The organism is Mycobacterium sp. RTGN6 (genome assembly GCF_033804605.1).
GTDB lineage: Bacteria > Actinomycetota > Actinomycetes > Mycobacteriales > Mycobacteriaceae > Mycobacterium.
Genome location: NZ_JAPZKZ010000004.1, coordinates 295,572 through 308,120, shown reverse-complemented (window position 1 = coordinate 308,120; position 12,549 = coordinate 295,572). Strand labels below are relative to the sequence as shown.

The following is a 12,549-nucleotide window of genomic DNA, read 5'->3' as shown; positions in this document are numbered from 1 at the left end:
GGGCCGTCGAAATAGAGGCCCTACTACGGCGTGTAGTTCTTGCTGCTCTACGATCGGGCGATGCCCGTCGGACGACTCCTCCTGCGACTCGTCGACGTGCTGCCGGAGCCCAGCCTGCGGGTCCAGCGCATCATCGCCGCCGCCGTCATCCTGACCCAGGGCGGCATCGCGGTGACCGGCGCGATCGTGCGTGTCACCGCATCCGGGCTCGGGTGCCCTACCTGGCCGCAGTGCTTCCCAGGCAGCTTCACCCCCGTCCCGGTCGCCGAAGTGCCCGTCATTCACCAGGCCGTCGAGTTCGGCAACCGGATGATCACGTTCCTGGTGGTGCTGACTGCCGCACTCGCGGTGCTCGCCGTGACGCGCGCGCGACGCAGACGCGAAGTACTCGGCTACGCATGGCTGATGCCCATCTCGACGGTGGCGCAGGCCGTCATTGGCGGCATCACCGTGCTGACCGGGCTGCTGTGGTGGACGGTCGCCATCCACCTCCTGGTCTCGATGACCATGGTCTGGCTGGCAGTGCTGCTTTACGTCAAGATCGGCGAACCCGACGATGGTGTGCCGACGGCACTGGTGCCAAAACCGTTGCGGTGGTTGACCGTGCTGACCGCGATGACGCTGGCGGCCGTACTCGTCGCCGGAACCCTGGTCACCGGCGCCGGGCCGCACGCGGGCGACAAGAGCGTCGAGCAACCGGTGCCACGGCTTCAGGTCGAGATCACCACCCTGGTTCACCTGCACTCGTCGCTGCTGGTGGCCTACCTGTCGCTGGTGGTGGGCCTCGGGTTCGCGCTGCTGGCGGTCCGCGCGCCCCGGCCGGTGATCCTGCGACTCGGGGTGCTGCTCGCACTGGTCTGCGTCCAAGGCCTCGTCGGCACCGTCCAGTTCTTCAGCGGCGTGCCCGCGGCACTGGTCGCCGTGCACGTCGCGGGCGCCGCCGCGTGTACGGCCGCGACCGCAGCGCTATGGGCCTCGATGCGACAGCGGGCCCAGCCCGAGCCGCTCGAGCGCTGACTCCACCCCAAGGGCGAACTCGCGCTGCTGGGTGGCGCGTGCGTCTTGGTCGAGTTGGCGCCAGCCGAGCGACGGCTCGACGAGTTCCAACTCGAGCAGGCGCGGATCGTCCGCTCCTCCGATCACGTCGACCCGCGCGTACAGGAACTCCTCGGGCGCAATCTGGAGGCGGTCGGCGGCGGCGGCGAGCGCTGCGTATCCGACGTCCCACAGCTCGAAGTCCGGCTCGGCCGGGCGCAACGTCTCCTCGGCGTACGTCCCGGACTCGTCGAACTCCGGCTTGGCTCCCGGCGGAGGAAGCAGCGGTTCCTTGGTGAACGCGTGCGATTGCTTGCCCGCGAGGAACACCAGCGCCGTCTCGCCGTCGGCGATGCGCGCGTCGTACGGCTGCACCAGCACCGTGCGCCCGTCGGACTGCAGCGCCGCCGCGTGCTCGAGCGCCGCGTCGCGGTCGGTGAACCGCAGTGCGCCAACCGATCCCGCACCGACGGCAGGCTTGACCACCAGCTCGCCCTTGGGCAGCTTGAGCTGCTCCCCCGGCGCGAAGAAGCGGCTCGGCACCGTCGGAACCCCGGCGTCCTCGAGCTCGACGAGGTAGCGCTTGTCTGTGTTCCACGCGATGACGTCCGGCGCGTTTAGCAGGTTGGGCACCCGGGTCGTCCACGCCAGGAACTCGTCGAGCCGGTCGATGTAGTCCCACGTGGCCCGCAGGATCACCAGGTCGGCGCCGTCGATCTCGGGATCGTCCCAGGCCAGCCAGCGCGCATGCAGCCCACGGGCCCGAAGTGCGGGGATCAGGCCCGCGTCGTCGCCGTCGCCGTCGACGAGAGCGCGGCAACCTGCGAAGACGATGCGGGGATGGCGAACGTTGGGCCGTGCGAGTTTCACGTTGGAATGATAGGTGGCATGCACGCCATCGAAGTCGCCGAGACCGGCGGACCGGAAGTCCTGACCTACGTCGAGAAGCTACAGCCGAAGCCTGGCCCCGGCCAGGTGCTCATCAAGGCCGAGGCGATCGGCGTCAACTTCATCGACACCTACTTCCGATCGGGTCAGTACCCGCGTGAGGTGCCCTTCGTCGTCGGCACCGAGGTGTGCGGAACCATCGCCGCCGTCGGCGACGACGTCGCCGCGCTCGGGATCGGCGATCGCGTCGTCACCGCACAGGCGGACGGCGCGTACGCCGAATTCTGCTTGGCCCCAGCCGATCTGGTGGCCTACGTCCCGGACGGCGTGCCCGCGGAAGTCGCCGCCTCGGCCCTGCTGAAGGGCATGACGGCGCACTACCTCATCAAGTCCGTCTATCCCGTCCAGCAGGGCGACACCGTGCTGGTGCACGCCGGCGCGGGTGGTGTCGGGCTGATCCTCACGCAATGGGCGACCAGCATGGCGGTGAAGGTCATCACCACGGTGTCCACCAGCGAGAAGGCCGAGCTGTCCCGCAAGGCCGGCGCCGTCGAGGTACTCGACTATCCCGAGGACCCGGCCAAGTTCGGCGCGACGATCCGTGAGCTCACCGGCGGCAACGGCGTGGCCGCCGTGTACGACGGCGTCGGCGCCTCGACGTTCGAGGCGAGCCTGGCCAGTCTCAAGCTGCGGGGCACGCTGGCGCTCTTCGGTGCGGCGAGCGGCCCGGTGCCCCCGTTCGATCCGCAGCGGCTCAATAGCGCGGGGTCGCTGTTCCTCACCCGTCCCACGTTGGCCCATTACGCGCATACTCCCGACGAATTCGGCTGGCGTGCAGGAGAACTGCTCGAGGCGATCGCCACGGGGGTCCTCGACATCACCGTCAGCCGTCGCTACGCGTTGGCGGAGGCCAGCGATGCGCATCGCGATCTGCAGGGCCGCAAGACCGTCGGTTCAGTGGTGCTGGTGCCCTGAGCCGACATGGCCGATGACCTGATCGTGACGCGCACGTTCGTGGTGCGCGCCGCCGAGCTGAGCGAGCGCTTCTCCAGGTCGTCCGGTCCCGGCGGGCAGGGTGTCAACACGACGGACAGCCGGGTCGAGCTGTCCTTCGACGTCGCCCGCTCGCCGTCGGTACCGGCGTGGTTGCGCCAACGAGTGTTGCAGCGGCTGCGCAGTCGGCTCACCGACGGAGTGCTGACGGTCGTCGCGAGCGAACATCGTGCACAACTGCAGAACCGCGCGGCCGCCCGCGAACGGATGGCCCTCATCCTTCGAGAGGCGGCCGCCGCCCCACCGCCGATACGACGGCCGACCAAGCCGACCAGGGGTTCCAAGGAGCGCCGGATCGCAAACAAGAAGCGCCGGGGTGACGTCAAGCAGGGCCGCCGCGGCAGCTGGGACTAGCCGAGCACCCTGGGCAGCGCCAGCGCGGAGTCGACGGCCAGCGCGCAGAAGACGACGGCCAGGTAGTTGTTCGACTGCAGGAAGAGGCGCAACGGCTTGACCGGTTCGCCGCGCTTGACGCCGCTGTACAGCTGGTGGGCCATCGTCAGGAACCACGCTCCTGCGAGCAGTGCGACGGCGGCGTAGAGCCAACCGGTGGCCAATGCCAGGCCCAGCGTCGCGAACACCGTCAGCCACGTGTAGATCAAGATCTGCAGGGTGACCTGCCGCTCGGTGCGCACCGTGGGCAGCATGGGCACCCCGGCCGCCTTGTAGTCGTCCTTGTAGCGCATCGCCAGTGCCCAGGTGTGCGGCGGCGTCCAGAAGAAGATGATGGCGAACATCACCACGGCCGGCCAACCGATGGTGCCGGTGACCGCCGACCAGCCGATCATCACCGGCATGCAGCCGGCCGCCCCGCCCCACACGACGTTCTGCGACGTCCGCCGCTTGAGCAGGAGGGTGTAGACGAACACGTAGAACGCGATGGTGACGACCGCGAGGATGCCCGAGAGCAGGTTGGTGGTCCACCACAGCCAGAAGAACGATCCGACCGACAGCGCGACACCGAAGATCAGTGCGTGCCGGGTGGGTACCGTCGCGCGCGCCAGCGGCCGCAGCGCGGTGCGCTTCATCAACTTGTCGATGTCCGCGTCGGCGACACAGTTCAGCGTGTTGGCGCCCGCGGCGGCCAGAATTCCACCGGCCAGCGTGTTGAGGATGAGCAGCGGATTCACCGTGCCGCGCTCAGCCAGGAGCATCGCCGGGATGGTCGTGACAAGCAGCAACTCGATTACGCGCGGCTTGGTCAATGCCAGGTAAGCCAGCAGCGTAGTGCGGATTCGACTGGGCGCGACGCGCTCGCGAATGCTCACGCAATTACTCCTCAGGTCGCGGCAGCGCGCAGCTTCTACTACAGACGATGGTAGACCGCGGCCCTGTGAACCGAACATCTCAGGGTCGATTCGCCGGTAACGGCCGTATTGCCTACTCGACAACTCGAGGGATGCAGCCTGCGGACGGGGAGAGTTCCCCATTAGGGTGATGATGACCGGCTTGCCTACTCGAGGAGTGAGTTCGTGACCATTGTGGAAGAGATCTCCGCGCTCACCCAGCCCAACCACCCCGACGACTGGACCGAACTCGATTCGGTCGCGGTCGACACCGTGCGCGTGCTGGCGGCCGACGCGGTGCAGAAGGTCGGCAACGGCCATCCAGGGACGGCGATGAGCCTGGCGCCCCTGGCGTACACCCTCTTTCAGCGGCAGATGCGCCACGATCCCACCGACGAGCACTGGCTAGGCCGTGACCGGTTCGTGCTGTCCTGCGGGCACTCGAGCCTGACGCTCTACATCCAGCTGTACCTCGGTGGGTTCGGGCTCGAGCTCCCCGACATCGAGGCGCTGCGCACGTGGGGCTCCAAGACACCGGGCCATCCCGAGTTCCGCCACACCAAGGGCGTGGAGATCACGACGGGTCCGCTCGGCCAGGGGCTTGCCTCGGCCGTTGGCATGGCGATGGCCGCGCGCTACGAACGCGGGCTGTTCGATCCGGACGCCGCCCCGGGCACCAGCCCGTTCGACCACTACATCTACGTGATCGCCTCCGACGGTGACATCGAGGAGGGCGTGACCAGCGAAGCGTCCTCGCTGGCAGGCACCCAGCAGCTCGGCAACCTCATCGTGTTCTACGACCACAACAAGATCTCGATCGAGCACGACACCGACATCGCGTTGAGCGAGGACGTGCCCGCGCGATACCGGGCCTACGGCTGGCACGTGCAGGAGGTCGAGGGCGGCGAGAACGTCGTTGGAATCGAAGAAGCCATCGACGCCGCGAAGGCCGTCACCGACAAGCCGTCGTTCATCTCGGTCCGCACGATCATCGGCTACCCCGCCCCCACCAAGATGAACACGGGCGGCGTGCACGGGTCCGCACTCGGCGCCGACGAGGTGGCCGCCACCAAGAGGGTGCTCGGCTTCGACCCCGACAAGAACTTCGAGGTCCGCGACGAGGTCATCGCCCACACGCGCGAGTTGGTGGCCCGCGGCAAGCAGGCGCGCGACGCCTGGCAGCCGGGCTTCGACGAATGGGCGGCTCGCGAACCCGAGCGCAAGGCGCTGCTGGACCGGTTGCTCGCCCAGGAACTTCCAGAGGGCTGGGACGCCGACCTGACGAACTACGAGCCCGGAAGCAAGGCGGTGGCCACCCGCGCCGCGTTCGGCCAGGTACTCAACGACGTCGCACCCAAGCTTCCCGAGTTGTGGGGTGGCTCAGCAGATCTGGCCGGCAGCAACAACACCACGATCAAGGGCGCCAAGTCCTTCGGCCCGCCGTCGATCTCGACCTCTGACTACACGGCCGATTGGTACGGCCGCGTGCTGCACTTCGGCATCCGCGAACACGCGATGGGATCCATCCTGTCCGGCATCGTGCTGCACGGGCCGACCCGGGCCTTCGGCGGCACCTTCATGCAGTTCTCGGACTACATGCGGCCCGCGGTGCGATTGGCCTCGCTGATGGACATCGACACCATCTACATCTGGACGCACGATTCGATCGGCCTCGGTGAGGACGGTCCCACCCACCAGCCGGTCGAGCACCTGGCGGCACTGCGCGCAATCCCCAACTTGTCCGTGGTGCGGCCCGGCGATCCGAACGAGACCGCCTACGCGTGGCGCAGCATCATTGCGCGCAACAACGGCAGCGGCCCGGTGGGCTTCATCCTTACCCGTCAGGGCATCCCGGTCCTGGAGGGCACTAGCTCCGAAGGCGTCGCGAAGGGTGGCTACGTGCTGGGCGGCGGCAACCCAGCCGACGACGCCGACGTCATCATCATCGCCACCGGCTCCGAATTGCAGCTGGCGGTCGAGGCCCGAAAGCAGCTGGCGGACAAGGATATCGTCGCCTACGTGGTGTCGATGCCGTGTGTGGAGTGGTTCGAGAGCCAGCCCAAGGAGTACCGCGACCAGGTGCTGCCGCCCGACGTGTCGGCGCGGGTGGCCGTCGAGGCCGGCATCGCCCAAAGCTGGCACAAGCTCGTCGGCGACACCGGCGAGATCGTGTCGATCGAGCACTACGGCGCCTCGGCCGACGACAAGACGTTGTTCCGTGAGTTCGGTTTCACCCCAGAGGCAGTGGTGGCCGCCGCGGAGCGATCGATGGACAACTGACAATCCCCCAAAAGGAGCAGCTATGACTCAGAACCCTCAGCTCGCTGCACTGAGCGCGGCGGGCGTATCCGTGTGGCTCGACGATCTGTCCCGCGAACGGCTGCAGACGGGCAACCTTCAGAACCTCATCGACACCCGCAGCGTCGTGGGCGTCACCACCAATCCGTCGATCTTCCAGGCCGCGCTCTCGAAGGGCACGGCATACGACGCGCAGGTGAGCGAACTGGCCGAACGTGGCGCAGACGTCGACGCCACCATCCGCACCGTCACCACCGATGACGTCCGCAACGCGTGCGACGTGCTCGCGAAGGCGTACGAAGCCTCCGACGGGTTCGACGGCCGGGTCTCCATCGAGGTGGATCCGCGGCTCGCCCACGACACGGACAAGACGATCCTGCAGGCCATCGAACTGTGGAAGATCGTCGACCGCCCGAACCTGCTCATCAAGATCCCGGCGACGCTGGCTGGCCTGCCCGCCATCACCGCGGTGATCGCCGAGGGCATCTCGGTGAACGTCACCCTGATCTTCTCGGTGGAACGGCACGAGGCCGTCATCGACGCCTACCTGTCCGGGTTGGAGAAGGCAAAGGAAGCCGGCCACGACCTGGCCCGGATCCATTCCGTGGCGTCCTTCTTCGTATCCCGCGTCGACACCGAGATCGACGCCCGGCTGGACAAGCTCGGTTCGGATGACGCGCTGGCACTGCGCGGCAAGGCTGGCATAGCCAACTCCCGGCTCGCCTACGCCGCCTACCAGCAGGTGTTCGAGCAGGGCCGCCGGTTCGGCGCGCTCAAGGCGGACGGCGGCGCGCGGGTACAGCGGGTGCTGTGGGCCTCCACCGGAGTGAAGAACCCGGACTACCCGGACACCCTCTACGTCACCGATCTGGTCGCCCCGGACACCGTGAACACGATGCCGGAGAAGACGATGGAAGCGTTCGCCGATCACGGCGACGTCACCGGGGACACCGTGAGCGGCACCGCCGTGGCGGCACAGGAGGTGTTCGACGCGCTGGGCGCCATCGGCATCGACCTCGTCGACGTGTTCAAGGTGCTCGAGGACGAGGGCGTGGAGAAGTTCGAGAACGCCTGGAACGAGTTGCTCGAAGCCACCCAAGGCCAGCTCGACGCCGCTGCGAAATGACCGACTGCGACACCAAGCCGTCAGGCTGGGTCAACCCGCTGCGGGACAAGCGCGACAAGCGGATGCCGCGCATCGCGGGTCCGTGTGCGGTGGTGATCTTCGGCGTGACGGGCGATCTGGCGCGCAAGAAGCTGATGCCCGCCATCTACGACCTGGCCAATCGTGGCCTGCTTCCGCCGACGTTCGCCCTGATCGGGTTCGCGCGGCGAGATTGGGCTGACGAGGACTTCGGCAAGGTCGTCTACGACGCGGTCAAACAGCACGCCCGCACGCCCTTCCGTCAGGAGGTCTGGGACCGGCTGGCCGAGGGAATCCGCTTCGTCCCAGGCACTTTCGACGACGATCAGGCATTTGCGCGGCTCGCCGAGACGCTGTCCAAGCTGGACGCCGAACGTGGCACCGGCGGCAACCACGCGTTCTACCTGTCGATCCCGCCGAAGGCGTTCCCGCAGGTGCTCGAGCAACTGTCCAAGACGGGACTGGCCAACAAACCGGACGGCTGCTGGAGCCGCGTGGTGATCGAGAAGCCGTTCGGTCACGACCTGTCCAGCGCCGAGGACCTCAACCACCTGGTGAACAGCGTCTTTCCCGAGTCGTCGGTGTTCCGCATCGACCACTACCTGGGCAAGGAAACCGTGCAGAACATGTTGGCGCTGCGGTTCGCCAACCAGATGTTCGAGCCCATTTGGAACGCCCACTACGTCGACCACGTCCAGATCACGATGGCCGAGGACATCGGATTGGGCGGTCGTGGCGGCTATTACGACGGGGTGGGCGCCGCCCGCGACGTCATCCAGAACCACCTCATCCAGCTGCTTGCGCTCACCGCGATGGAGGAGCCCGTCAGCTTTCTTCCGGCCGAGTTGCAGGCCGAGAAGGTCAAGGTGCTGTCGGCCACCAGGCTGGCCGAGCCACTTGCCGAAACCAGCTCCCGCGGTCAGTACGGGCCCGGCTGGCAGGGCGGCCAGAAGGTCGTGGGACTGCTCGATGAGGAGGGCTTCTCGAAGACGTCCACAACCGAGACGTTCGCCGCGATAACCCTGGACGTGGACACTCGCCGGTGGGCCGGGGTGCCGTTCTACCTGCGCACCGGAAAGCGCTTGGGCCGCAGGGTGACCGAGATCGCGCTGGTGTTCAAGCGGGCGCCGCACCTGCCGTTCGACGCCACCATGACCGAGGAACTTGGCAAGAACGCACTGGTGATACGCGTGCAGCCGGACGAGGGCATCACGCTGCGGTTCGGATCGAAGGTGCCGGGCAACGCCATGGAGGTCCGCGACGTCAGCATGGACTTCTCCTACGGCTCCGCGTTCGCCGAGGAGTCGCCAGAGGCCTACGAACGGCTGATCCTCGACGTGCTCCTTGGCGAGCCATCACTCTTCCCGGTCAACGAAGAGGTCGAATTGTCCTGGAAGATACTGGATCCGGCGCTGGACTACTGGGCCTCTCATGGCAAACCCGACGAGTACGAGTCCGGCACCTGGGGACCCGCGTCGGCGTTCGAGATGCTGCGCCGGTCCGGCCGAGAGTGGAGAAGGCCATGATCGTCGACCTTCCTGACACGTCGACCGACGTCATCAACAAAAAGATCGTCGAACTCCGCGAGGAGGGCGGCGCGATCACGCTCGGCCGCGTGCTTACCCTCGTCATCGCCCCCGATACCGAAGCGCTGCTGGAGGATTCGATCGACGCGGCGAATGCCGCCAGTCGCGAGCACCCTTGCCGGGTCATCGTCGTCGTCCCGGGCGACCGGCTCGCCACCGAGGCCCAGCTGGACGCGCAACTGCGCGTCGGCCGCGATGCCGGCGCCAACGAGGTGGTGGTGCTCCGGCTATCCGGGCCGCTGGCCAACCACGCCAGCAGCGTGGTGACGCCGTTCCTGCTTCCCGACACCCCAGTGGTGACCTGGTGGCCTGACGTCGCGCCTGAGGTACCCGCTCAGGATCCGTTGGGCCAGTTGGCGATTCGTCGGATCACCGATGCCACCAACGGCGAAGACCCGTTGGCGTCGATCAAGAGCAGGCTGCAGGGTTACACCCCGGGAGACACCGACCTGGCGTGGAGCCGGATCACCTACTGGCGCGCACTGCTCACCTCGACCCTGGATCAGGGGCCGTTCGAGCCGATCCAGTCCGCGGTGGTGTCGGGACTGAAGACCGAACCCGCGCTGGACATTCTGGCCGGCTGGCTGGCCAGTCGCATCGACGGCCCGGTGACCCGTCAGGTCGGCGAGTTGAAGGTGCAGCTGGTCCGCACGGGCGAGACCATCACGCTCAGCCGGCCGCAGGAGGGCGTCACCGCATCGTTGACCCGGACCGGCAAACCCGACGCACTGGTTCCCCTGGCGCGCAGGGAAACTCGCGAGTGCCTGGCCGAGGACATGCGCCGGCTCGACGCGGACGAGATCTTCTACGCGGCTCTTCAAGGCATCGACAAGGTGACCTATGCGTAAGACCGAGATCAGGCGGTACGCCGATCCGGGTGCGTTGGTCACCGCGGCGGGCGATCGGTTGGTCGGGGCCATCACGGGTGCGATCGACGCGCGTGGGGTGGCCTACGTCGTGCTGACCGGCGGCGGCACCGGCGTCAAGCTGCTCAAGCACGTCGGTGACCACGGCGACGCCATCGACTGGGCCAAGGTGCACCTGTTCTGGGGTGACGACCGCTACGTCCCCTCCGCCGACGACGACCGAAACGACAAGCAGGCCCGTGAGGCGCTTTTGGATCACGTCGACATCCCGGCCGCCAACGTCCATGCCATGCCGGCCAGCGACGGCGAATTCGGCGACGACATCGCGGCCGCGGCACTCGCCTACGAGCAGGTGCTGGCGGGCAACGCCCAGGACGGCGCGCCGACACCCGACTTCGACGTACACCTCCTCGGCATGGGCGGCGAGGGGCACGTCAACTCGCTGTTCCCGCACACCGCCGCGGTGCGGGAGCAGACGCGAATGGTCGTCGGAGTCACCGACTCCCCCAAACCGCCGCCGCGCCGCATCACCCTGACACTGCCCGCAGTACGGCGCTCGCGCGAGGTCTGGTTGGTGGTCGGCGGGGCAGAGAAGGCAGATGCAGTGGCGGCCGCCGTTGGCGGTGCCGCCTCCGACGACGTGCCCGCGGCGGGAGCCATCGGACGCGACGCCACGGTGTGGCTACTCGACGAAGCCGCCGCGGCCAAGCTGTCGTCGTCGCATACTGACGACCATGGTTGACAAGTCCGACCGTTCGCCACGTCCTCGCACGGGGCGCGAGCGGATCAAGACGCTCACGCAGGCCGCGCTCAACGCCGACGTCACGGTGGAGCAGGTCGAGGCCGTGCTCGGCGACCTCAGCGATACGCTGTCCGACCTCAACAACTCGACGAGCGGCCTCGATGCCACCCTCGTCCGGTTCAACGACACCATCACGCGCATCGACGAACTGGCGCCACGGCTGATCGGCGTCGTGGAGCGACTCGAGGCGATCGTGGACCGCGTCGAGCGCATAGTGGGGCTTGGCGAATCGGTGATGGCGCCGTGGTCCGCGACTGAAAACGCGGTGCGCGGAGCGGTCAACGCCGTCCGCAAGACCACCGGCCTGTAGTGCCGGTTGCCGTCACCTCGTTGCCGGTGGCCGTTGGCGTCGGACTGCCGTGGGACGTAGCGGCTGACGACGCGGTCGCAGCCATCGGCGAGGCGCGCGACCGGTACGGCGATACGTTCGTGGTCGAAAGCGGCACCACCCACTACCTGTTCACGTTCTCCCCCACCGGTGTGGAATCGTTCTACGCGCTGCCCGAGGAAACTGCGAGCAAGGGCGTCGCCGACTATCTGATGCTGCGACGAAAGCTGCCCGACGAGATCTTCATCGACCGTCGCACGCTGCCGGATTCCTTGTTCCGCCGCGACGACGTGGCGTCCTATCTCACCAACCTGGAACGTGCACTCGACGCCACCGAGACCGAGCTCGGCGACGCGGGATCCGTCGACGTGTTCGACCTGACGCGCCGCCTCGGACACCGGATGGGGCTGGCTTCGTGGGCCGGCACCGGCGCCGCGGACGGCGCGACGTTCGAGCGCCTGGTGTCTGCGTTCGACACGCTGGACGGCTCCGATGCCTTCGTTCACCCCGACGCCATGGCCGCGATCGCCGCCTCGGACAAGCGCGCCGAGCGCGCGGCGCTCGACGACGTGGTAGCCGTCGTCGAAGACATGCTGCAACAACGTGATTCGCAGCCCTACGACTCGCTGTTCGGCCGCATAGTCGCCGCCTGGGCAGCGGAACCCGAGGACACCAGAGACCGCGGGATCGCATTGGACGTCGCACTGATCCACATCGCGTCGATGTCGAATCTGATGGCCGCACTCGGCTGGGCGTTGGTGGACCTCGTCGAGCACCCCGAAGAGGCCAGGACGGTGGCCGCGGGCGACCGCGACCTCGCGCAGCGGTGCGCACTCGAGAGCACTCGGATGGCGCAGCGCTCGATCATGTCGCGCGCGGTGTTGACGCCGGTCTCGTTCGACGCCGGCGACGTGGTGGTCGAGGTCCCCGTCGGATGGACGATCGCGACGCTGCTTCCGCTGCTCAACACGACGGTCGCGCCGGGGCTCGACCATTGGGATCCCACTCGCTGGCATCGCCACCGGCTGACCGAGGCCGACGCCTTGGCATCGCCGATGCTGGTCACGGCGTTCGGCCACGGGAAGCATTCCTGCCCCGCGCAGCCGTTCTCGCTGGCCGCCATGACCGCCGCGACGACGCGGTTGCTCGGCCGCTACGAACTGACGCCAGGCTGGACGGCACACCCGCTGCCCGTGCCTGCCCAGATCGGCGGCGTCGCCCGGGCCGCGGACGCCTGTCCGATCCACTACGAACGTCGCTGAA

The 12,549-nt window shown here is 67.8% G+C and carries 12 protein-coding genes; 10 read left to right on the top strand and 2 right to left on the bottom strand.

What is annotated here, in order from left to right; translation table 11 throughout:
* Positions 1-60 precede the first annotated feature (60 nt).
* Positions 61-1,017, top strand: a complete 957-nt coding sequence (locus tag SLQ33_RS12385; protein WP_319454129.1) for a heme A synthase — start codon at positions 61-63, stop codon at positions 1,015-1,017.
* Here SLQ33_RS12385 and SLQ33_RS12380 read toward each other — a convergent pair.
* On the bottom strand, positions 967-1,905 hold the full coding sequence (locus SLQ33_RS12380) for a hypothetical protein (RefSeq protein WP_319454128.1): 939 nt from the start codon (positions 1,903-1,905) through the stop codon (positions 967-969). The two genes, SLQ33_RS12385 and SLQ33_RS12380, sit on opposite strands and share 51 nt — an antisense overlap.
* An 18-nt stretch (positions 1,906-1,923) precedes the next feature.
* Between SLQ33_RS12380 and SLQ33_RS12375 the strand changes: the two genes are divergently transcribed.
* The gene (locus tag SLQ33_RS12375) at positions 1,924-2,898 is read left to right on the top strand and encodes a quinone oxidoreductase (RefSeq protein ID WP_319454127.1); all 975 of its coding nucleotides are present in this window, start codon (positions 1,924-1,926) and stop codon (positions 2,896-2,898) included.
* 6 nt (positions 2,899-2,904) lie between these two features.
* Positions 2,905-3,330 carry an alternative ribosome rescue aminoacyl-tRNA hydrolase ArfB gene (gene arfB / locus SLQ33_RS12370; protein WP_319454126.1) on the top strand — a complete coding sequence of 142 codons (426 nt, stop codon included), beginning with the start codon at positions 2,905-2,907 and terminating at the stop codon, positions 3,328-3,330.
* Here arfB and SLQ33_RS12365 read toward each other — a convergent pair.
* Entirely contained in the window at positions 3,327-4,244 is a 918-nt protein-coding gene (locus SLQ33_RS12365) for a heme o synthase (RefSeq protein WP_319454125.1), read from the bottom strand. The two genes, arfB and SLQ33_RS12365, sit on opposite strands and share 4 nt — an antisense overlap.
* Positions 4,245-4,448: 204 nt before the next feature.
* Here SLQ33_RS12365 and tkt point away from each other — a divergent pair, with 204 nt between their 5' ends.
* From tkt to SLQ33_RS12330, 7 genes are read left to right on the top strand one after another with little or no spacing between them, the layout of a single operon-like run.
* Entirely contained in the window at positions 4,449-6,542 is a 2,094-nt protein-coding gene (gene tkt, locus SLQ33_RS12360; RefSeq protein ID WP_319454124.1) for a transketolase, read from the top strand.
* A 22-nt stretch (positions 6,543-6,564) separates the two neighbouring features.
* Positions 6,565-7,686, top strand: coding sequence for a transaldolase (gene tal / locus SLQ33_RS12355; RefSeq protein ID WP_319454123.1), 1,122 nt, complete (start codon positions 6,565-6,567; stop codon positions 7,684-7,686).
* Positions 7,683-9,230, top strand: coding sequence for a glucose-6-phosphate dehydrogenase (gene zwf, locus SLQ33_RS12350; RefSeq protein WP_319454122.1), 1,548 nt, complete (start codon positions 7,683-7,685; stop codon positions 9,228-9,230). The genes tal and zwf overlap by 4 nt, the downstream gene beginning before the upstream one ends.
* Entirely contained in the window at positions 9,227-10,138 is a 912-nt protein-coding gene (gene opcA, locus SLQ33_RS12345) for a glucose-6-phosphate dehydrogenase assembly protein OpcA (RefSeq protein WP_319454121.1), read from the top strand. Before zwf ends, opcA begins: the two co-directional genes overlap by 4 nt.
* The gene (pgl, locus tag SLQ33_RS12340; RefSeq protein WP_319454120.1) at positions 10,131-10,898 is read left to right on the top strand and encodes a 6-phosphogluconolactonase; all 768 of its coding nucleotides are present in this window, start codon (positions 10,131-10,133) and stop codon (positions 10,896-10,898) included. The genes opcA and pgl overlap by 8 nt, the downstream gene beginning before the upstream one ends.
* Positions 10,891-11,268 (top strand): ATPase, encoded by a 378-nt coding sequence (locus SLQ33_RS12335; protein ID WP_319454119.1) that lies wholly within the window; start codon positions 10,891-10,893, stop codon positions 11,266-11,268. The genes pgl and SLQ33_RS12335 overlap by 8 nt, the downstream gene beginning before the upstream one ends.
* Positions 11,268-12,548, top strand: coding sequence for a cytochrome (locus SLQ33_RS12330; RefSeq protein WP_319454118.1), 1,281 nt, complete (start codon positions 11,268-11,270; stop codon positions 12,546-12,548). Before SLQ33_RS12335 ends, SLQ33_RS12330 begins: the two co-directional genes overlap by 1 nt.
* Position 12,549: the final 1 nt, after the last annotated feature.

Coding starts and splice junctions, on each gene's coding strand:
- tal (WP_319454123.1), top strand. CDS start 6,565: ATGACTCAGAACCCTCAGCTCGCTGCACTGAGCGCGGCGGGCGTATCC.
- SLQ33_RS12375 (WP_319454127.1), top strand. CDS start 1,924: ATGCACGCCATCGAAGTCGCCGAGACCGGCGGACCGGAAGTCCTGACC.
- SLQ33_RS12335 (WP_319454119.1), top strand. CDS start 10,891: ATGGTTGACAAGTCCGACCGTTCGCCACGTCCTCGCACGGGGCGCGAG.
- zwf (WP_319454122.1), top strand. CDS start 7,683: ATGACCGACTGCGACACCAAGCCGTCAGGCTGGGTCAACCCGCTGCGG.
- pgl (WP_319454120.1), top strand. CDS start 10,131: ATGCGTAAGACCGAGATCAGGCGGTACGCCGATCCGGGTGCGTTGGTC.
- opcA (WP_319454121.1), top strand. CDS start 9,227: ATGATCGTCGACCTTCCTGACACGTCGACCGACGTCATCAACAAAAAG.
- arfB (WP_319454126.1), top strand. CDS start 2,905: ATGGCCGATGACCTGATCGTGACGCGCACGTTCGTGGTGCGCGCCGCC.
- SLQ33_RS12385 (WP_319454129.1), top strand. CDS start 61: ATGCCCGTCGGACGACTCCTCCTGCGACTCGTCGACGTGCTGCCGGAG.